General features: G+C 72.8%; 21 protein-coding genes. 2 read left to right on the top strand and 19 right to left on the bottom strand.

From position 1 onward, the window contains the following. Positions 1-23: 23 nt before the first annotated feature. The 4 genes from groL to AB0C73_RS02825 all read right to left on the bottom strand — a co-directional run bounded on the left by groL (position 24) and on the right by AB0C73_RS02825 (position 3,404). A complete protein-coding gene (groL, locus tag AB0C73_RS02840; RefSeq protein ID WP_362523738.1) occupies positions 24-1,652 on the bottom strand; it encodes a chaperonin GroEL in 1,629 nt (542 codons plus the stop codon). A 118-nt stretch (positions 1,653-1,770) separates the two neighbouring features. Next, complete coding sequence (gene groES / locus AB0C73_RS02835) at positions 1,771-2,079, bottom strand: co-chaperone GroES (RefSeq protein ID WP_003998759.1); 309 nt, start codon at positions 2,077-2,079, stop codon at positions 1,771-1,773. A 174-nt stretch (positions 2,080-2,253) separates the two neighbouring features. After that, the gene (locus tag AB0C73_RS02830; protein WP_362523737.1) at positions 2,254-2,460 is read right to left on the bottom strand and encodes a hypothetical protein; all 207 of its coding nucleotides are present in this window, start codon (positions 2,458-2,460) and stop codon (positions 2,254-2,256) included. Then, a complete protein-coding gene (locus tag AB0C73_RS02825; protein ID WP_362523735.1) occupies positions 2,457-3,404 on the bottom strand; it encodes a polysaccharide deacetylase family protein in 948 nt (315 codons plus the stop codon). The genes AB0C73_RS02830 and AB0C73_RS02825 overlap by 4 nt, the downstream gene beginning before the upstream one ends. A 133-nt stretch (positions 3,405-3,537) precedes the next feature. Between AB0C73_RS02825 and AB0C73_RS02820 the strand changes: the two genes are divergently transcribed. After that, the gene (locus AB0C73_RS02820; protein WP_362523733.1) at positions 3,538-4,716 is read left to right on the top strand and encodes a class I SAM-dependent methyltransferase; all 1,179 of its coding nucleotides are present in this window, start codon (positions 3,538-3,540) and stop codon (positions 4,714-4,716) included. Here AB0C73_RS02820 and AB0C73_RS02815 read toward each other — a convergent pair. From AB0C73_RS02815 to tsaB, 8 genes are all read right to left on the bottom strand, one after another. After that, positions 4,658-5,335: a hypothetical protein gene (locus tag AB0C73_RS02815; RefSeq protein ID WP_362523732.1), complete on the bottom strand. Its 678-nt coding sequence runs from the start codon at positions 5,333-5,335 to the stop codon at positions 4,658-4,660. The genes AB0C73_RS02820 and AB0C73_RS02815 overlap by 59 nt on opposite strands. Before the next feature lie 10 nt (positions 5,336-5,345). After that, the gene (locus tag AB0C73_RS02810; RefSeq protein ID WP_362523730.1) at positions 5,346-6,620 is read right to left on the bottom strand and encodes an RNA polymerase sigma factor; all 1,275 of its coding nucleotides are present in this window, start codon (positions 6,618-6,620) and stop codon (positions 5,346-5,348) included. A 46-nt stretch (positions 6,621-6,666) separates the two neighbouring features. After that, positions 6,667-7,032 carry a YciI family protein gene (locus tag AB0C73_RS02805; protein ID WP_362523728.1) on the bottom strand — a complete coding sequence of 122 codons (366 nt, stop codon included), beginning with the start codon at positions 7,030-7,032 and terminating at the stop codon, positions 6,667-6,669. Positions 7,033-7,142: 110 nt separating this feature from the next. After that, positions 7,143-8,006: a polysaccharide deacetylase family protein gene (locus AB0C73_RS02800; RefSeq protein WP_362523727.1), complete on the bottom strand. Its 864-nt coding sequence runs from the start codon at positions 8,004-8,006 to the stop codon at positions 7,143-7,145. Between the two features lie 36 nt (positions 8,007-8,042). Beyond that, on the bottom strand, positions 8,043-8,324 hold the full coding sequence (locus AB0C73_RS02795) for a hypothetical protein (RefSeq protein WP_362523725.1): 282 nt from the start codon (positions 8,322-8,324) through the stop codon (positions 8,043-8,045). Then, entirely contained in the window at positions 8,321-9,412 is a 1,092-nt protein-coding gene (gene tsaD / locus AB0C73_RS02790; protein WP_362523723.1) for a tRNA (adenosine(37)-N6)-threonylcarbamoyltransferase complex transferase subunit TsaD, read from the bottom strand. Before tsaD ends, AB0C73_RS02795 begins: the two co-directional genes overlap by 4 nt. After that, positions 9,412-9,873: a ribosomal protein S18-alanine N-acetyltransferase gene (gene rimI / locus AB0C73_RS02785; RefSeq protein WP_362523883.1), complete on the bottom strand. Its 462-nt coding sequence runs from the start codon at positions 9,871-9,873 to the stop codon at positions 9,412-9,414. Before rimI ends, tsaD begins: the two co-directional genes overlap by 1 nt. A 47-nt stretch (positions 9,874-9,920) precedes the next feature. Next, the gene (gene tsaB, locus AB0C73_RS02780) at positions 9,921-10,592 is read right to left on the bottom strand and encodes a tRNA (adenosine(37)-N6)-threonylcarbamoyltransferase complex dimerization subunit type 1 TsaB (RefSeq protein WP_362523722.1); all 672 of its coding nucleotides are present in this window, start codon (positions 10,590-10,592) and stop codon (positions 9,921-9,923) included. Positions 10,593-10,713: 121 nt separating this feature from the next. On the opposite strand from tsaB, the gene AB0C73_RS02775 reads away from it, so the two are divergent. After that, positions 10,714-11,283, top strand: a complete 570-nt coding sequence (locus AB0C73_RS02775; protein WP_362523720.1) for a L,D-transpeptidase — start codon at positions 10,714-10,716, stop codon at positions 11,281-11,283. A 13-nt stretch (positions 11,284-11,296) separates the two neighbouring features. Here AB0C73_RS02775 and AB0C73_RS02770 read toward each other — a convergent pair whose 3' ends face one another. The 7 genes from AB0C73_RS02770 to glmS form a co-directional block, all read right to left on the bottom strand. Then, on the bottom strand, positions 11,297-11,494 hold the full coding sequence (locus tag AB0C73_RS02770) for a hypothetical protein (protein ID WP_362523718.1): 198 nt from the start codon (positions 11,492-11,494) through the stop codon (positions 11,297-11,299). A gap of 126 nt (positions 11,495-11,620) precedes the next feature. After that, entirely contained in the window at positions 11,621-12,142 is a 522-nt protein-coding gene (gene tsaE, locus AB0C73_RS02765) for a tRNA (adenosine(37)-N6)-threonylcarbamoyltransferase complex ATPase subunit type 1 TsaE (protein ID WP_362523716.1), read from the bottom strand. 14 nt (positions 12,143-12,156) lie between these two features. After that, entirely contained in the window at positions 12,157-13,296 is a 1,140-nt protein-coding gene (locus tag AB0C73_RS02760; RefSeq protein ID WP_362523715.1) for an alpha/beta hydrolase, read from the bottom strand. 7 nt (positions 13,297-13,303) lie between these two features. Then, a complete protein-coding gene (alr, locus tag AB0C73_RS02755; protein ID WP_362523713.1) occupies positions 13,304-14,476 on the bottom strand; it encodes an alanine racemase in 1,173 nt (390 codons plus the stop codon). Between the two features lie 90 nt (positions 14,477-14,566). Continuing rightward, positions 14,567-16,024 carry an NAD(P)H-hydrate dehydratase gene (locus AB0C73_RS02750; RefSeq protein WP_362523711.1) on the bottom strand — a complete coding sequence of 486 codons (1,458 nt, stop codon included), beginning with the start codon at positions 16,022-16,024 and terminating at the stop codon, positions 14,567-14,569. A gap of 4 nt (positions 16,025-16,028) precedes the next feature. Further along, on the bottom strand, positions 16,029-16,397 hold the full coding sequence (locus tag AB0C73_RS02745; protein WP_362523709.1) for a holo-ACP synthase: 369 nt from the start codon (positions 16,395-16,397) through the stop codon (positions 16,029-16,031). Positions 16,398-16,409: 12 nt separating this feature from the next. Beyond that, positions 16,410-18,257, bottom strand: a complete 1,848-nt coding sequence (glmS, locus tag AB0C73_RS02740) for a glutamine--fructose-6-phosphate transaminase (isomerizing) (protein WP_362523707.1) — start codon at positions 18,255-18,257, stop codon at positions 16,410-16,412. Positions 18,258-18,302: the final 45 nt, after the last annotated feature.

Raw genomic sequence — 18,302 nt, 5'->3', positions numbered from 1 at the left:
GCCTCAGTGATCAGCTACGAGCCTCAGTGGGAGTGGCCGTGACCGTGGCCGTGGCCCGCGTCCGCCGGCTCCTCCTCCTTCTTCTCCACCACGAGGGTCTCGGTGGTGAGGAGCAGGGAGGCGATCGAGGCGGCGTTCTCCAGGGCGGAGCGCGTCACCTTCACCGGGTCGATGACGCCGGCCTTGACCAGATCGCCGTACTCGCCGGTGGCGGCGTTGAAGCCCTGGCCCTTGTCGAGCTCGGCGACCTTGGAGGTGATGACGTAACCCTCCAGGCCGGCGTTCTCGGCGATCCAGCGCAGCGGCTCGACGGCGGCGCGGCGGACCACGGCGACACCGGTGGCCTCGTCGCCGTCCTTGCCGAGGTTGCCCTCCAGGACCTTGACGGCGTGGACCAGAGCGGAGCCACCACCGGAGACGATGCCCTCCTCGACCGCGGCGCGGGTCGCGGAGATGGCGTCCTCCAGACGGTGCTTCTTCTCCTTCAGCTCCACCTCGGTGGCGGCGCCGACCTTGATCACGCACACGCCGCCGGCCAGCTTCGCGAGGCGCTCCTGGAGCTTCTCGCGGTCCCAGTCGGAGTCCGTGGCCTCGATCTCGGCCTTGATCTGGTTGACGCGGCCGAGGACGTCCTCGGAGGAGCCGGCGCCGTCCACGATCGTGGTGTCGTCCTTGGTGACGGTCACGCGGCGGGCGGTGCCGAGCACGTCCAGACCGGCCTGGTCGAGCTTGAGGCCGACCTCCTCGGAGATGACGGTGGCACCGGTGAGGGTGGCCATGTCCTGGAGCATCGCCTTGCGGCGGTCACCGAAGCCGGGCGCCTTGACGGCGACGGCGTTGAAGGTGCCGCGGATCTTGTTGACGACGAGGGTGGAGAGGGCCTCGCCCTCGACGTCCTCGGCGATGATCAGCAGCGGCTTGGAGCCACCGGACTGGATGACCTTCTCCAGCAGCGGCAGGAGGTCCTGGATGGAGGAGATCTTGCCCTGGTTGATCAGGATGTACGGGTCGTCGAGGACGGCCTCCATACGCTCCTGGTCGGAGACCATGTACGGGGACAGGTAGCCCTTGTCGAAGGCCATGCCCTCGGTGAAGTCGAGCTCCAGACCGAAGGTGTTGGACTCCTCGACGGTGATGACACCGTCCTTGCCGACCTTGTCCATCGCCTCGGCGATGAGCTCGCCGACCTGCTGGTCCTGCGCGGAGAGCGCGGCGACGGCGGCGATGTCGGACTTGTCCTCGATCGGGCGCGCGGTGGCGAGCAGCTCGTCGGAGACGGCCTTGACGGCGGCGTCGATGCCCTTCTTCAGGGCGGACGGCGAGGCGCCGGCGGCGACGTTGCGCAGACCCTCGCGGACCAGGGCCTGGGCGAGCACGGTGGCGGTGGTGGTGCCGTCACCCGCGATGTCGTTGGTCTTGGTCGCCACCTCCTTCACGAGCTGGGCGCCGAGGTTCTCGTACGGGTCCTCGATCTCGACCTCGCGGGCGATCGTGACACCGTCGTTGGTGATGGTGGGGGCGCCGAACTTCTTGTCGATGACGACGTTGCGACCCTTGGGGCCGATCGTCACCTTCACCGTGTCGGCCAGCTTGTTGACGCCGCGCTCAAGGGCGCGACGGGCGTCCTCGTCGAACTTCAGGATCTTCGCCATGGGAGCGGTTCAGCCCTCTCGGAAATCGTTGAAAGAAAACTGCGCCCCTGGACGCCCACGCAGAAAAGAGGGGGTCAGGGGCGCAGCTCAAAGCATCTGGCTCAGGTGCCTTGGTGACTTACTTCTCGATGATCGCGAGCACGTCGCGAGCCGAGAGGACGAGGTACTCCTCGCCGTTGTACTTCACCTCGGTGCCGCCGTACTTGCTGTAGAGCACGATGTCGCCGGTCTTCACGTCGAGCGGAAGGCGCTCGCCGTTCTCGAAGCGGCCCGGGCCCACGGCGAGGACGACGCCCTCCTGGGGCTTCTCCTTCGCGGTGTCCGGGATGACCAGGCCAGAGGCCGTGGTCTGCTCGGCGTCGAGCGGCTGGACCACGATGCGGTCCTCAAGCGGCTTGATGGCAACCTTGGAGCTGGTGGTCGTCACGATCCGACCTCCCCCTTCGGTGATCTCACGGGGTTGACTGTCTGAGGTGGCGACCAGGTGGATCCGTCGTCGCGGGTGCCGGACCTGCCCGTCGCTGTGTTGGCACTCTCCTGCGGGGAGTGCCAGAGCCGAGACTATGACCGCGATTAGCACTCGGTCAAGCGGAGTGCCAATTCACGACCCCGTGGCGTGACGCGGCACCTCCGGGCGGGCTTCCGGGTGCTCCTCATGGACCGTGCGGCGGGGATGCGGGGTGACCCGTTCCGCCGCCTTGCGGCCGAGCCGCTCGAACGGGTCGACCGAAGGAGCACAGGCCGGGAGGGCCGCGAGCAGCGCGCCGGCCAGGACCAGGGCGGCGACCGGCCGGCGCGCCCGGCTCACACGTAGTCCTCGAGCTTCGCCACCGCGTACCCCTTGGCCGTGATCGTCTTCATCACCAGACGGATCATGTCCGGCATGGAGCCCTTCCACTCCTGCTTGCCCCGGAAGTGCGTGAGGATGATGTCGCCGGGGTGCAGGTCCCGGTCCCACTCGCGCCACTCCATGTGGTCGGCGAAGGCCTCCGACGCCCACAGCGGGACGGCCTTGACGCCGCAGGACCTGGCGGCGCGCAGCGTGTCCTCGTTGTAGTTGCCGTACGGCGGGCGGAACAGCTGGGGCCGCCGGCCGAACTGCTTCTGCATGATGTCCTGCATCCCGCAGATCTCCCGCTTCTGCTCGTCGTAGTCGAGACCGGGCAGATAGGGGTGGGTGAGCGTGTGGTTGTTCAGGGTCACGCCCTGGCCCTGCATCTTCTTGAAGTAGCCGTAGTCGTCCTTCACCAGGTAGTTACTGAGGAAGGCGCTGTACGGGATCTTCAGCTCGTCCATCATGCGCAGCAGCGCCGGGTCCTTCTCGGCGCCGTCGTCGATGGTCAGGAAGACGACCTTCTGCTTGGTCGGCACGGTGGTGAACACCGGCGGGAGGCCGACGCCGTCGGTCTCGAAGCCCTTGCGCGTGGTGATCTTCGGCTTCACCTTGGGCGGCGCGGGCGCCTCGATGGGCGGCTGGGCCAGACCCCACTTCTTCGCGGCGGCGACCCGGGCGGCGCGGGCCTTGCGGACCCTCTCGACGTACGCGTCGAGCGCGCCGGCCGCGCCCCCGGGCTCGGCCTGCTGCTGGCCGGCGGCCGGCTTGGCCGGAGCGGGCTTCTCCTCGGCGACGGGGCCGGCGCAGGCGGAGCCGAGGGCGGCGACGAGCAGGGCCGCCCCGACCGCCCGCGCGGACCGGAATCCGGTGGCGGACCGGAATACATGCTTCTGTTCTTTTTGTCGTACGAGCTGCATGGCGCCGCATCCTGTCAGCGCCACGCCCCTCCGGGGTCCCGACACCACCGGCGGACCCGCACCGTCCCCCGGCCGGCCCGCACCCGTACGGACCAGGGCCACCGGGCCGCCGGCCCACGGCGACAATGGGAAGGTGACCGACCTCGCCGCCTTCACCGCCCTGCTCGCCCCCGAGGGGCAGGCCCTGCTCGCCGCCCTGCGCGACTACGACCCCGCCCAGGAACTCGCGGTCGCCTCGCGCCTGCGCCGGGACCACCCGGCCGAGCTGGTGTCGGCGGCGCTCGGGCAGGCGCGGCTGCGGCAGCGGGCGGTGGCGAAGTTCGGCGCGGAGGACGCGTACCGGATGTACTTCACGCCGAACGGCGTCGAGCAGTCGACCCGGGCGACGGTCGGGTCCTACCGGGCCGGGCGGATGAAGGCGCTCGGCGTGCGCAGCGTCGCCGACCTGTGCTCCGGCATCGGCGGCGACGCCCTCGCGCTCGCCCGCGCCGGGATCTCCGTCCTCGCCGTCGACCGCGACCCGCTGACCGCCGAGGCGGCCCGCGCCAACGCCGCCGCCCTCGGGCTCGCGGACCTGATCGAGGTGCGCTGCGCGGACGTCACGGAGATCGACACCCGTGCGTACGACGCGGTGTTCGTCGACCCTGCGCGGCGCGGCGGCCGGGGCAGGATCTTCGACCCCGAGGCGTACTCGCCGCCGCTGTCCTGGGCGGTCGAGGCGGCCCGCAAGGCCCCGCACGCGGCCCTGAAGATCGCGCCGGGCATCCCGCACGAGGCGGTGCCGGACGAGGCCGAGGCGGAGTGGATCTCGGACGGCGGCGATGTGAAGGAGGCGGTGCTCTGGTTCGGCACCGAGCCCGGCGCCCGCCGCGCCACCCTGCTGCCGGGCGGCGCCACGCTCACCGGAGGCCGGCTGCCCGACCCGGCGGTCCGCCCGGTCGGCCGCTATCTGTACGAGCCGGACGGCGCCGTCATCCGCGCCCATCTGGTCGCCGAGGTGGCGCGGGAGCTGGACGGCGGACTGATCGACGAGACCATCGCGTACGTCACGGCCGACGAGCTCCGCCCCACCCCGTACGCCGCCGCCTACCAGATCACCGACGAACTCCCCTTCAACCTCAAGAAGTTGAAGGCCCTGCTGCGCGAACGCGAGGTCGGCACCCTGACGGTGAAGAAGCGCGGCTCGGCCGTCGAGCCCGAGGAGATCCGCCGCAAGGTGAAGCCGAAGGGCCCCAACTCCGCGACGGTGCTGCTCACTCGGGTCGCGGGGGCGCCGACGATGCTGATCGGGCACCCGGCCGGGGGCCGTTGAGCCGCACGGCCAGCCGGTAGTGGCCGATGGCCTTCACGAGGCCCGTGAGGCCGGTCACCCAGAGAATGAGCCCGGCGCCCATGCCGTACGCGACGAGCGGGTAACCGCCGTTGTCCCGCGTGGTGTTGAACGACACGGCGAAGGACGTCCACAGGCCGACCGCGCACATCGCGAAGGACAGCAGCAGCCAGCACACGCTCAGGACCGGAGCGCGCAGCCGGGCGTCGGCGGCGGGGTCGCGGTCGAGGGCGGCCCACCGGACGAGGCGCGCGCGCACCACCTGATCGCGGCGCAGGCTCCGTACGGTCATCCAGACGCCCGGGATCAGCGCGCCGAGCCCGAGGACCGCGCTGAACAGGCAGAGGAACAGGGTGATCGGGTCCACCACGAGCACGTCGTCGAAGGCCGTGAAGACCAGGCTGAAGAGCGCCCAGCCGAGTTCGAGCAGCGCGAACCACACCAGGAACAGCGTGAGCCGCCCGGCGCCGAGGTAGCGGCGGGACAGGTCGTCGAGCGCCAGCGCCCGGTCGGTGAGCCGGGCCGCCCGGTCCGGCCAGCTCTGCAGTTCGGCGGGCGGCGGGGGCGGCGGCAGATACGGCAGCGCGGTACGACGGGACATGCCCGTGAGCCTAACCTCCGGACTTCGCGGCCTGTACGGCCCGTTGGAGCAGGAGGGCCCGCTCCCGCTCGTTACGGGTCAGGGCGGCCGCCCGCTCGAACTCCGCGCGGGCCTCCTCCGTACGGCCGAGGCGGGCGAGGAGGTCGCCGCGGACGCTGGGGAGGAGGTGGTAGCGGTCGAGACCGGGGGCGGTGGCCAGGGCGTCGACGAGGGCGAGACCGGCCTCGGGGCCGTCGGCCATGGAGACGGCGACCGCGCGGTTGAGTTCGACGACCGGGGAGGGGGCGACGGTGGCGAGGCGGGCGTAGAGGGCGGCGATGGTGGGCCAGTCCGTGGACGCGTAGGTCGCCGCGCGGGCGTGGCAGGCGGCGATGGTGGCCTGGAGGGCGTACGGGCCGTTGGCGCCGCCCGCCTCGACGGCGCGCTCCAGGGCGGCGAAGCCGCGCCGGATGAGGAGCCGGTTCCAGCGCCTGCGGTTCTGGTCGGCGAGGAGCACCGGCGCCCCGTCCGGGCCGGTGCGGGTCGCGGTGCGGGAGGCCTGGATCTCCAGGAGCGCGGCCAGGCCGTGGACCTCGCCCTCCTTCGGCATGAGCGCGGCGAGCACGCGCGCGAGCCGCAGGGCGTCCTCGCACAGCGCGGGGCGCAGCAGGTCGTCGCCCGCGGTCGCCGCGTACCCCTCGTTGAAGATCAGGTAGATGACTTCGAGGACCGAGTCGAGCCGGGCCGCCCGGTCCGCCCCGTACGGCACCTCGAAGTCCACGCCCGCCTTCGCGAGGGTCCGCTTGGCGCGCACGATCCGCTGCGCGACCGTCGGCTCGGGGACGAGGAAGGCGCGGGCGATCTCGTCCGTGCGCAGCCCGCCGACCAGGCGCAGCGTGAGCGCGGTGCGGGCCTCGGCGGACAGCACCGGATGGCAGGCGGTGAAGACGAGCCGCAGCACGTCGTCGTCGATGTCGCCGGGGCCCGAGGGCTCCGGGTCGTACGCCGCCTCGTCGAGCGTCCGGCCCACCTCGGCGAGCTTGCGCGCATACGTCTCGCGGCGGCGCACCAGGTCGACGGCGCGGTGTTTGGCGGCGGCCGCGAGCCACGCCCCCGGCCGGTCCGGGAGGCCGGAACCGGGCCACTGCTCCAGGGCCGCGAGGAACACGTCCTGCGCGATCTCCTCGGCGATGCCCAGGTCCCGTACGACCCGGGCCGCGGTGGCCACGATCCGGGCCGACTCCAGGCGGAAGACCGTCTCCAGCGTCTGCTCGACCGAGGCCCCGGCCCTGCTCTGTGCCGTCACCCTTCACATGACAGCACAGAGCACTGACAGCGGCCGCGAGCCGGGCTCAGGAGCCGGGCATCTCCTCGATCTCGCGGACCTCCAGGCCCACCGTCCACTCCTTGGGGTGGACCTCCAGGAAGCGCTTCCCCCACTCGATCGCCTCGGCCATGTCCTTGCACTGCATCAGGGCGTAGCCGCCGACGACCTCCTTGGTCTCGGTGAACGGGCCGTCCGTGTACGACAGCTTCCCGTTCGTCCAGCTGATCCGGGTGGACTCGGCGGTCGGCTTCAGACCGGCCGTGTCCAGCATGACGCCGGCCTTGGTGATCTCCTCGAACAGCGCACCCATGCGCTCCTCGAAGCCGGGGTCGGCGGACGCCATGTCGATGGTGTTCTCCTCGATGCGGACGAGGGAGAGGTAGCGGGGCACGGTGACTCCTCGGGGTGCGGTGGCGGGGCCGTTCCCCGCCTTCCACTCATACGTCGAACGGGCCCGCCCCGCATCGACACCCCGCCGAAGATTCTTTTCGGACGTCGTCCTCAGACGTAGTCCTCCAGGCGCGCGACCGTGTAGCCCTGCTCCTCGATGTGGCGCAGCAGATTGGCCATCATCTGGGTCATCGTGCGGCCCTTGAGCTCGGACGGGCCGCGGAAGTGGGCCAGGATCACGTCCCCGGGGTGCAGCTTCCCGTCTCCGCGCTGGTACTGCATGTTCTGGATCTGCATGGACTCGCGCCACAGCACGATCGCCTCGATGCCGCACTCCTTGGCGGCGGCGCGGGTGGCCTCGTTCCAGTTGCCGTACGGCGGGCGGAAGAGGCGCGGCCGGGTGCCGTACTCCTTCGTCAGCTTCTCCTGCTGGCCGCAGATCTCCCGGCGCTGGGCGTCCGGGGACAGGGTGCGCAGGTTCGGGTGGGTGAGGGTGTGGTTGGCGAGGCCGTGGCCCTGGGCGGTGAGCTGGGCGAAGTACGGGTAGTCCGAGCGGATCGTGGCGTCGGTGAGGAACATCGTCACCGGCACCTTGAGGTCCTTCATCATCGCGACGAACTGCGGGTCCTTCTCGGCGCCGTCGTCGATCGTGATGAAGACGATCTTCTGGTCGGTCTCGATGTCGCTGATGACGGGGACCGGGCCGCCTGCGGTGCGCGTGGCCGGCTTCTTCGCGGGCGGGGCGGGCGGCGGCGCGAGGGGCTTGAGGCCCCACTTGCGGTACGCGGCGGCGGTGGCGGCCGCCGCGTCCGGCGCCTCGGGGGCATCAGGAGCCCCCGGCGCCTTGTTGCCGGCCGAGGGGGTCGCCGTACTGGCGGCCGGGGCCGGGGAGTCGGCGTCGGCGGTGGTGCAGCCGGTCGCCGCGAACAGGGCGAGGGTGGTCAGGGCCGCCCACAGCGCGATCGTCTTCTTCACGCGCTGTGGGATGCCCGAATCCGGCGAAAGGTTGCCTTAGATACGACTGTCCGACTGACGGTCGACCGATTCGAAGCGCCAGCGGTGGACCGGACGGGTGGTCAGACCCGCGTCCGGCTCCGGCAGCTCGGGCAGTTCGGCGTCCAGGCCGTCCGCCGTCTCCCACCAGGTGAGGACGAGCACCCGGTCCTGCGGGGCGCGGAAGGTCTCGCGGCGGAGCGGATCACGGGCGAGCTTCTGGGCCCGCGCCCAGGCGAGGAGTTCCTCGCCCCGGCCCTCGGCCGCCCGCGCCTCCCACATCAGGGTCACTGTGCTCATGAGTAGAGGTTCTCCTTGCTGACCTCGTGCACATGATCGTGGTTCCCCGGCACGTGCGACTCCGTCACCGGCAGCGAGGAGTCCGCCGACAGCTCCAGGTCCGAGGCCGCCCGCCCGCGCGCCACCATCTCGGCGCCGAGCGCCGCCACCATGGCGCCGTTGTCGGTGCACAGACCCGGCCGCGGCACCCGCAGCCGGACGCCGGCCCGCTCGCAGCGCTCCTCGGCCAGGGCCCGCAGGCGCGAGTTGGCGGCCACGCCGCCGCCGATCATCAGATGGTCGACGCCCTCGTCCTTGCAGGCCCGGACGGCCTTGCGGGTGAGCACGTCGACGACCGCCTCCTGGAAGGACGCGGCGACGTCCCGTACGGGCACGTCCTCGCCGGCGTTCCGCTTGGCCTCGATCCAGCGGGCCACGGCGGTCTTCAGGCCCGAGAAGGAGAAGTCGTACGCCGGGTCCTTGGCGCCGCTCAGACCGCGCGGGAAGGCGATGGCCGCCGGGTCGCCCTCCCTGGCGAGCCGGTCGATGACCGGGCCGCCCGGGAAGCCCAGGTCGAGCACGCGCGCGATCTTGTCGAAGGCCTCCCCCGCCGCGTCGTCGATGGTCGCGCCCATCGGCCGTACGTCGGCGGTGATGTCCGAGGAGAGCAGCAGCGAGGAGTGCCCGCCGGAGACGAGGAGCGCCATCGTCGGCTCGGGCAGCCGGCCGTGCTCCAGCTGGTCGACACAGATGTGCGAGGCGAGGTGGTTGACGCCGTAGAGCGGCTTGCCGAGGGCGTACGCGTAGGCCTTGGCCGCCGAGACGCCGACCAGCAGCGCGCCCGCGAGGCCGGGCCCGGCGGTGACGGCGATGCCGTCGAGGTCCCTCGGCGAGACGCCGGCCTCCTTGAGCGCCCGCTCGATCGTCGGGACCATGGCCTCCAGATGGGCGCGGGAGGCGATCTCGGGCACGACGCCGCCGAAGCGGGCGTGGGTGTCGACACTGGACGCGACGGCGTCGGCGAGCAGGGTGGTGCCGTGCACGATGCCGACGCCGGTCTCGTCGCAGGAGGTCTCGATGCCGAGCACGAGCGGTTCGTCAGCAGCCATCAGATTTCGGTCCCAGTTCCTTGAACGATCAGTCGCATCACGAGCGCGTCGACGTTGCCCGGCTGGTAGTAGCCGCGCCGGAAGCCGATGGGCTCGAAGCCGAAGCGCTCGTAGAGCTTCTGAGCCCGGGTGTTGTCCACGCGCACTTCGAGGAGGACCTCGTCGCACTCGAAGGCGGTGGCGTGCCGGAGCAGGTCGGTGAGCAGCCGGGCGCCGAGGCCGGTGCCCCACTGGTCGCGGGCGACGGCGATGGTCTGGACATCGCCGAGGCCGCCGGCCGCGGCCAGGCCCGCGTACCCGACGATCCGCCCGTCGGGCGCCTCCGCGACGACGTAGCGGCGGGTCGCGCGCGGGCCCCGGGAGTGGGCGAGTTCGGACCAGAACATCCCGGCCGACCAGGCGTCCTCGGGGAACAGCTCGGCTTCGAGCGCGAGCACGGGCTCCAGGTCCCACCAGCGCATCTCGCGCAGCACGGCACCGGTCTCGGTGCTCGCGGTGCTCACGGTGCTCACTTGGGCGTGACCACCTTGTAGTTCTTGGGCACCTGCGCGTCGGGGCGGCGCAGGTACATCGGCTGCGGGTCGAGGAAACCGGCCTCACCGGCCTCACCGCCCGCGGCGAGCCGCTCGGCCGCGAGGGCGGCGAGCGCGGCGGCCGACTGGTGCTCGGGGTCGCGGGCGTCCGGGAAGGCGTCCGGGTAGAGGCGGGCGCCGGCGCCGACCACGGGCAGGCCGGCGAGCTGCTCGGCGATGTCGGCGGGCCGGTCGACGGAGGCCTCCGTCACGCGCGTACGGGAGTTCTCGTACCTCGCCCAGTAGACCTCCTTGCGGCGCGCGTCCGTGGCGACCACGAAGGGCCCGTCCTCGATCCCGCTCGCGTACGCGAGTCCGTCGAGCGTGCACAGGCCGTGCACCGGGACGCCGAGCGCGGAGGCGAAGGTGGCGGCGGTGACGAGGCCGACGCGCAGCCCGGTGTACGGGCCGGGGCCGACGCCGACCACGAGGCCCGTCACCGCGTCGAGCGTGAGCCCGGCCTCCTTCAGGACCCGGTCGACGGCGGGAAGCAGCAGCTCCCCGTGGCGGCGGGCGTCCACCTGGGAGTACTCGGCGACGACGGTCTCGCCGTCGTGGAGGGCGACGGTGACGGCGGGTGTGGCGGTATCCATGGCGAGCAAGAGCACGCGAACAGCCTACGGCGCCGGGCGTGGGGGTGCGGCGCCCCGCCTGACCGAGGTGACGGCTGCTACGGTCAGCCCGTCAGATTGACACCGATACGTACGTACGACAGAAGGTGGGCGCGCGGTGGCACGGAGCAGCTCGGGATTCGTGGCCGCGCTCACTGCGGCGGCGGTCGCCGTGGTCGGCTTCCTCGCCTATCAGGCCTCGGCCTCCGCGCCGTCGCCGGCCGAGCTGGCGGCGAAGCCGCGGACGCCGAGCTCGGCGCCGTCGGCCGAGGCGACCGGGAAGCCGAAGCAGCCGGTCCGCGACCCGCTCGCGCTGCCCGCGGACTCCGGCAGGGGCGAGCGCGTGGTGTACGGGCTCAAGGACCGCCGGGTGTGGCTGGTGGACGCGAAGAACCAGGTCACGCACACCTTCTCGGTCATGCCGAGCACGGTCTCGCCGGCGCCGGGCGCGTACGCGGTGACCTCGCGCTCCGGTTCGGTGCGCGGCTCGGACGGCGTGCAGATCGAGCACGTGGTGCGGTTCACGACCACGCAGGACGTCGCGATCGGCTTCAGCGCGGCGGTGGACGGCTCGACGCCGGACCCGGACCCGACGAAGAAGACCGGCGGCATCCGGATGAAGCGGGCGGACGGCGACGCGTTGTGGCTGTTCGCGACGATCGGCGCGAAGGTCGTGGTCGTCGCCTGACGCCGCAGGGGTTCTAGGCGGCCTCGTCGTGTACGGCGTGGGCGCCGGGCTCCTCGTCCACAGCCCCGTCCACGGCCCCGGGCTCGCGTTCGCGCGGCGGGGTGGACACGGCGGTCGCGGCGGCGCACGCGGCCAGCAGCTCTCTCATCGGGACGCGGACGATGTCGCTCTCGGTGTCCTCGGTGTGGTCCGCGCGCTCGGGCGTCGCCATGCCTGCCTCCCGTAGGTTAGGTACACCTAACCAGCTCGTGCATCCATGTGACCACGCCCGCGAGCACCGGCGCAACATTTTCCCGACACGTTGTCGGAATCTACGTACGTTCGGCTCAGCCGCAGGTCAGCTCAGCCGCAGGTCCTCGCCCGCCCAGCGCGCACCGATGCCGTTGAGGACGACGGTCCGCCGGTCGTCGTCCGTGTCGCCCACGACCCGGTGGATCAGCACGTGCAGCCGGTCGTCGGTCAGCTCCTCGACCTTGCCGTCGCCCCACTCGACCACGACCACCGAGTCCGGCAGCGAGACGTCGAGGTCCAGGTCCTCCATCTCGTCCAGACCGCCGCCGAGCCGGTACGCGTCGACGTGCACCAGCGGCGGGCCGTCCACGAGCGAGGGGTGGACGCGGGCGATCACGAAGGTCGGCGAGGTGACCGCGCCCCGCACGCCCAGGCCCTCGCCGAGCCCGCGGGTCAGGGTGGTCTTGCCGGCGCCGAGCTCGCCGGTGAGCATGACGAGGTCGCCGGGGCGCAGCAGCTTCGCGAGGCGCCGGCCGAGCTCCGTCATGCGCTCGGGCGAGTCGATCTCGACGGTGGCCTGGTTGACCGTGGCCTGGTGGGCCGTGGTCCGGTCGTGCGGTGTGTCCATGTCCGCCAACCTACCTACCCGGGTACGGGGACGGCTCCCGCCCTCACCAGCAGGTCGGCGATCCGGTCGGTGACCGCCTCGGGGTGCTCCAGCATCACCAGGTGCCCGGCGTCGGGCACGATGACCAGCTCGGCGCCCGGCAGCAGGTCGGCGATGGCCTCGGTGTGCGCGCTGGGGGTGACCAGGTCGTGGTCCCCGGCGAGGGCGAGCACCGGCATCTCGCGGAAGGCGCCGAGCGCGGCCGTCATGTCGTGCTCGGCGAAGGCCGGATAGAACTCGGCGACGACGTCGATCGGGGTCGACTCGATCATCCGCTCGGCGAACCGGGCCACGGCCGGATCCACGTCCTTCGAGGAGAACGAGTACTTCTTGATCAGCCCGGCGAACAGGTCCGCGGTGGCCCGCCGGCCCCGCTCGACCAGTTCCGCCTGCGAGCCGAGGGCGCGGAGCACCCCCGGCAGCACGCGGCGCACCGCGTTGACGCCGGCGAGCGGCAGTCCGTAACTGACCTCGTCGAGCCGGCCGGCCGAGGTGCCGACGAAGCCGACGCCGACGACGCGGTCGCGCACGAGCTCCGGGTACTGCGCGGCCAGGGCCATGATCGTCATGCCGCCCATCGAGTGCCCGATGAGCACGAGCGGCCCCTCGGGCGCGGCGGCGTCGAGCACCGCCTTCAGGTCGCGGCCCAGCTGTTCGATGGTGACCGGCACGCCGTCCGGGCCCTGCTGGGCCCGCCCGCGCTCGGAGTGCCCGTGGCTGCGCTGGTCCCAGTGGACGGTGCGGACGATCCCGCGCAGGGCGGCGCGCTGGAAGTGCCAGGAGTCCTGGGTGAGGCAGTAGCCGTGGCTGAAGACGACGGTGGCGGGCGTGGGGGCCTTGCGCCCGAAGAGGCGCCGGCGGCGCGGCCCGGAGGGGTCGGGCTCGACCTCGTCGACCTCGTAGTAGAGCGTGGTGCCGTCGTCCGCGAGCGCCCGGCCGGAGGTGCCGCGCAGGGCGCCGTACGGGCCTTCGGCGTCGAGCGCGAGCCGCGCCTTCTGGCGTACCGAACGACCCACGGTGAGCCGCTCGACCGCGACGCCGGCCGCCGCGCCCGCGGCGAGCACGCCTATCGCGGCCCCGGCCCAGCCGGCCTTGCGCCAGGTGTCGTCGCCCACGGCCCTCTCAGTCCTCTCGGTCCCCCAGGTAGACGCGCGGGACGCGCGCGCCGATCCGGGTGATGATCTCGTACGCGATGGTGTCGGCGGCCTCCGCCCAGTCCTGGGCCGTCGGCTCGCCCCGGTCGCCGGGGCCGAACAGCACGGCCTCGGTGCCGGGCTCGGGCGCGTCGCCGCCGGGACCGGTGTCGCCGAGGTCGACCACGAACTGGTCCATGGCGACCCGCCCGGCCACGGTCCGCACCCGGTCGCCGACCAGGACCGGGCCGCGGCCCGAGGCGTGCCGGGGGATGCCGTCCGCGTAACCGAGCGGGATCAGACCGAGGGTGGTCTCGTCCGGGGTGACGTAGTGGTGTCCGTACGACACGCCGTGACCGCCCGGCACCCGCTTCACCAGGGCGACGCTCGCCTTCAGCGACATCACCGGGCGCAGGCCGAGGTCGGCGGAGGTGCCGAGGGCCGGGTCGGGCGACACGCCGTACATGGCGATGCCCGGCCGGACCAGGTCGAAGTGGGCCTCGGGGAGGGTGAGGGTGGCCGGGGAGTTCGCGATGTGGCGCACCTCGGGCTCGACGCCGGCCTTCTCGGCGAAGCCGAGCATCGAGCGGAACACGTCGAGCTGCGCGGGGATCGACGGGTGCCCGGGCTCGTCGGCGCACGCGAAGTGCGACCACAGGCCGGTGACCTTCACGAGGCCCTGCGCCTCGGCCTTCAGGGCCTCGCCGACGAGCTCGGGCCAGTCGGCGGGCTGGCAGCCGTTGCGGCCGAGGCCGGTGTCGGCCTTGAGCTGGATCCTGGCGGGGCGGCCGACCGCCTGCGCGGCCTCCGTCACCTCGCGCAGGGCCCACAGGCCGCTCACCGACATGTCGAGCCCGGCCCGGATGCCGTCGGCCCACGGGTCCCCCGGCGTCCACAGCCAGCACATGATCCGCGCCTCGGTGAGACCCGCCGCCCGCAGCGCGAGCGCCTCCTGCGGCGTGGCCGTCCCCAGCCACGTCGCCCCGGCCTCCAGCGCGGCCCGCGCACACCGCACGGCCCCGTGCCCGTACGCGTCCGCCTTGACCACGCCCATCACCTGGACGTGTGGCGCGACACGGGCACGCAACGCGCGCACGTTCGCGCGCAGCGCCCCGAGGTCGATCTCGGCGCGGGCTCGGCGGGGGTGCGGTGTCTGAGTCATCGGCCCCAGTCTCTCAGGTGCGGCGCGCGGCACCGCGTAGGCGGTCGGTGGCCCGCCTCACTCCGCGCCGCGCGCGCCACCCCCGCCCCCTCAGCTCACTACGTCCCGCCACGCCCCCGGCAGCGCCTCCGCCACGTCGGTCGCCGCGATCGGCGAGCCGCCCTGGGACGCGCGGCGGGCCGCAAGGCCGTGGAGGTAGGAGGACACCGAGAGGGCGTCGACGGGGAGGAGGCCGGTGGCGAGGAGGGCGCCGGCGAGGCCGGAGAGGACGTCGCCGCTGCCCGCCGTGGCGAGCCAGGACGTGCCCGTCGGGTTCACCCGGACCGGGCCCGCGCCGCCCGGGCCGCAGACCAGCGTCGTCGAGCCCTTCAGGAGCACCGTCGCGCCGTAACGGGCAGCCAGTTCACGCACCGCCGACAGGCGGGCCGACTCGACCTCCTCGCGCGCGACCCCCAGCAGCGCCGCCGCCTCGCCCGCGTGCGGGGTGAGGAGAGTGGGGGCGGACCGGCCCCGTACCGCCGTCGGGGTCAGGACGCGCAGGCCGTCCGCGTCGACGAGGACGGGGACGTCGGTGGCCAGGACCTGGCCGAGGGCCACGGCGACACCGGGCCCCTCGCCGAGACCGGGGCCGATGACCCAGGCCTGGACGCGCCCCGCCTTGTCGGGCGGGCCGTCGTGGACCAGTGTCTCGGGGTGCGCGGCGATCACCGCGCCCGCCGCCGGCCCGACGTACCGCACCGCCCCCGCACCGCCCCGCAGCGCGCCGGAGACGGCGAGCACGGCGGCGCCGGGATAGCGGGCGGAGCCGGCGACGACGCCGAGGACGCCGCGCCGGTACTTGTCGGACTCCGACCCGGGCGCCGGCAGCCGCCGGGCCACGTCCTCGTGCTGGAGCGCCTCCAGGTCGGGCACGGACGGCAGGGTCGCGCCGAGCCCGATGTCGACGAGCCTGAGCGCGCCCGCGTACTCCCGGGCGGGGTCGACGAGCAGCCCCGGCTTGTACGTACCGAAGGTGATCGTCGCGTCGGCGCGCAGCGCCTCCCCCGCGACCTCCCCGGTGTCCGCGTCGACGCCGCTCGGCAGGTCGACGGCGACGACGACCGCGTCGGAGCCGCGCGCGGCGCGCGCGACGGGCACGGCGTCCGGCCGCAGCCCGCCCTGCCCGCCGATCCCCGTGATGCCGTCCAGGACGAGGTCGGCGGCGGCCAGGGCCTCGTAGGGATCGTCGTGCGGACCGGTCACCCGTCCGCCGGCGGCCCGCAGTGCCGCAAGCCCCGCCTCGTGCGCCCGCTCCCCCAACAGCACCGCCGTCACCCCGGCCCCGCGCCGCGCGAGCCGCACGCCCGCGTACAGCGCGTCGCCGCCGTTGTCGCCGCTGCCGACGAGCAGGACGACCCGCGCCCCGTACACCCGTCCCTTCCCGAGCAGCGAGCAGCAGGCGGCGGCGAGCCCGGCCGCGGCCCGCTGCATCAGCGCGCCCTCCGGCACCCGCGCCATCAGTTCGGCCTCGGCGGCCCGTACGGTCTCCACGCGATAAGCGGTACGCATGGCATCAACCCTCCGCGATCACCACCGCCGACGCCACCCCCGCGTCGTGACTGAGGGACACATGCCAGTGCCGTACGCCCAGCTCGGCGGCGCGGGCGGCGACGGTGCCGCGCACCCGCAGGCGCGGCTGGCCGCTGTCCTCGACGTACACCTCGGCGTCCGTCCAGTGCAGGTTCCCCGGCGCGCCAAGGGCCTTGGCCAGAGCCTCCTTCGCGGCGAACCGCACCGCGAGCGAGGCCGGGCCGCGCCGCTCGCCGCTCGGCAGGATCAGCTCGCGGTCGACGAAGAGACGCTGGACGAGGCCCGGCGTACGGTCAAGGGACGCCTCGAACCGGTCGATCTCCGCCACGTCGATCCCCACCCCGATGATCATGTCCTTCTTCTTTCACTCCACGGTCACGGACTTGGCCAGATTGCGCGGCTGGTCCACCTCGTTGCCCCGCGCCGTGGCCAGTTCGCAGGCGAAGACCTGGAGCGGCACGGTGGAGACCAGCGGCTGGAGCAGCGTAGGCGTCGCGGGGATACGGACGAGATGGTCGGCGTACGGGACGACGGCCTCGTCGCCCTCCTCCGCGATCACGATCGTCCTGGCCCCCCGGGCCCGGATCTCCTGGATGTTGGACACGATCTTGTCGTGGAGGACGGACCGGCCGCGCGGCGAGGGGACGATCACGACGACCGGCAGGTCCTTCTCGACGAGGGCGATCGGGCCGTGCTTGAGCTCGCCGGCGGCGAAGCCCTCGGCGTGCATGTACGCCAGTTCCTTGAGCTTCAGCGCGCCTTCGAGGGCCACCGGGTAGCCGACGTGCCGGCCGAGGAAGAGCACGGTGTCCTTGCCGGCGAGGGAACGGGCCAGGGCCCGTACCGGCTCCATGGTCCCCAGGACCCGCTCGACGTCCTCGGCGATCCGGCCGAGGTCGCGGACGACGGCGTGGATCTCGTCGCCCCACTGGGTGCCGCGCACCTGCCCGAGGTAGAGCGCGAGGAGGTAACAGGCGACGAGCTGGGTGAGGAAGGCCTTCGTCGACGCGACGGCGACCTCGGGCCCGGCGTGGGTGTAGAGCACGGCGTCGGACTCGCGCGGGATCGTGGACCCGTTGGTGTTGCAGACGGCGAGCACCTTGGCGCCCTGCTCGCGCGCGTGGCGCAGCGCCATCAGGGTGTCCATGGTCTCGCCGGACTGGGAGATCGCGACGACCAGGGTGCGCTGCCCGAGGATCGGGTCGCGGTAGCGGAACTCGCTGGCGAGCTCGACCTCGCAGGGGATGCGGGTCCAGTGCTCGATGGCGTACTTCGCGATGAGTCCGGCGTGGAAGGCGGTGCCGCACGCGATGATGACGATCTTGTCGGCCTCGCGGAGCACGGCGTCGGGGATGCGCACCTCGTCGAGGCGCAGGCGCCCCTCGGCGTCGATCCGGCCGAGGAGGGTGTCGGCGACGGCCTTCGGCTGCTCGGCGATCTCCTTGAGCATGAAGGAGGCGTAGCCGCCCTTCTCGGCGGCGGAGGCGTCCCAGTCGATCGTGAACGCCCGTACATCGGCGGGGGCGCCGTGGAAGTCGGTGACGGTGACGGTCTCGCGGGTGAGCTCCACGACCTGGTCCTGGCCGAGTTCGATGGCCGAGCGGGTGTGGGCGATGAAGGCGGAGACGTCGGAGGCGAGGAAGTTCTCGCCCTCGCCGACGCCGACGACGAGCGGGGAGTTGCGGCGGGCACCGACGACGACCTCGGGCTGGTCGGCGTGCACGGCGACCAGGGTGAAGGCGCCGTCGAGCCGCTTGCAGACGAGGCGCATCGCCTCGGCGAGATCGCCGACGGAGGAGTACTCCTCGGCGAGCAGATGGGCCACGACCTCGGTGTCCGTCTCGGACGCCAGCTCGTGGCCCCGGTCCGCCAGCTCCGCGCGGAGGGCGGCGAAGTTCTCGATGATGCCGTTGTGGACGACGGCGACGCGGCCCGCGTTGTCGAGGTGCGGGTGCGCGTTGGCGTCGGTGGGGCCGCCATGGGTGGCCCACCGGGTGTGCCCGATGCCGGTGGAACCGCTCGACAGCGGCCGCTCCACCAGCTCCTTCTCCAGGTTGCCGAGCTTCCCGGCCTTCTTGGCGGCGGCGAGCCCTCCGTCGGAGAGCACGGCGACACCGGCCGAGTCGTAGCCGCGGTATTCGAGCCTCTTGAGCCCTGCGATCACCACTTCGAGCGCCGACTGACCGCCGACGTAACCCACGATTCCGCACATGACGGCAGACTACGACCCGAGGGCCCTGAGCGGCCGGATCCGGAG

This window comes from Streptomyces sp. NPDC048623, assembly GCF_040650755.1.
Classification (GTDB): domain Bacteria; phylum Actinomycetota; class Actinomycetes; order Streptomycetales; family Streptomycetaceae; genus Streptomyces.
Note: the sequence above shows the minus strand (reverse complement) of the source record. Positions and strands in the feature narration are given on the sequence as shown.

Coding starts and splice junctions, on each gene's coding strand:
- AB0C73_RS02795 (WP_362523725.1), bottom strand. CDS start 8,324: ATGAGCACAGTGACCCTGATGTGGGAGGCGCGGGCGGCCGAGGGCCGG.
- AB0C73_RS02750 (WP_362523711.1), bottom strand. CDS start 16,024: ATGCGTACCGCTTATCGCGTGGAGACCGTACGGGCCGCCGAGGCCGAA.
- rimI (WP_362523883.1), bottom strand. CDS start 9,873: ATGCGCTGGTGGGACCTGGAGCCCGTGCTCGCGCTCGAAGCCGAGCTG.
- groL (WP_362523738.1), bottom strand. CDS start 1,652: ATGGCGAAGATCCTGAAGTTCGACGAGGACGCCCGTCGCGCCCTTGAG.
- AB0C73_RS02770 (WP_362523718.1), bottom strand. CDS start 11,494: ATGGCGACGCCCGAGCGCGCGGACCACACCGAGGACACCGAGAGCGAC.
- AB0C73_RS02745 (WP_362523709.1), bottom strand. CDS start 16,397: ATGATCATCGGGGTGGGGATCGACGTGGCGGAGATCGACCGGTTCGAG.
- glmS (WP_362523707.1), bottom strand. CDS start 18,257: ATGTGCGGAATCGTGGGTTACGTCGGCGGTCAGTCGGCGCTCGAAGTG.
- AB0C73_RS02825 (WP_362523735.1), bottom strand. CDS start 3,404: ATGCAGCTCGTACGACAAAAAGAACAGAAGCATGTATTCCGGTCCGCC.
- AB0C73_RS02815 (WP_362523732.1), bottom strand. CDS start 5,335: ATGTCCCGTCGTACCGCGCTGCCGTATCTGCCGCCGCCCCCGCCGCCC.
- tsaD (WP_362523723.1), bottom strand. CDS start 9,412: ATGGCTGCTGACGAACCGCTCGTGCTCGGCATCGAGACCTCCTGCGAC.
- tsaE (WP_362523716.1), bottom strand. CDS start 12,142: ATGGACACACCGCACGACCGGACCACGGCCCACCAGGCCACGGTCAAC.
- alr (WP_362523713.1), bottom strand. CDS start 14,476: ATGACTCAGACACCGCACCCCCGCCGAGCCCGCGCCGAGATCGACCTC.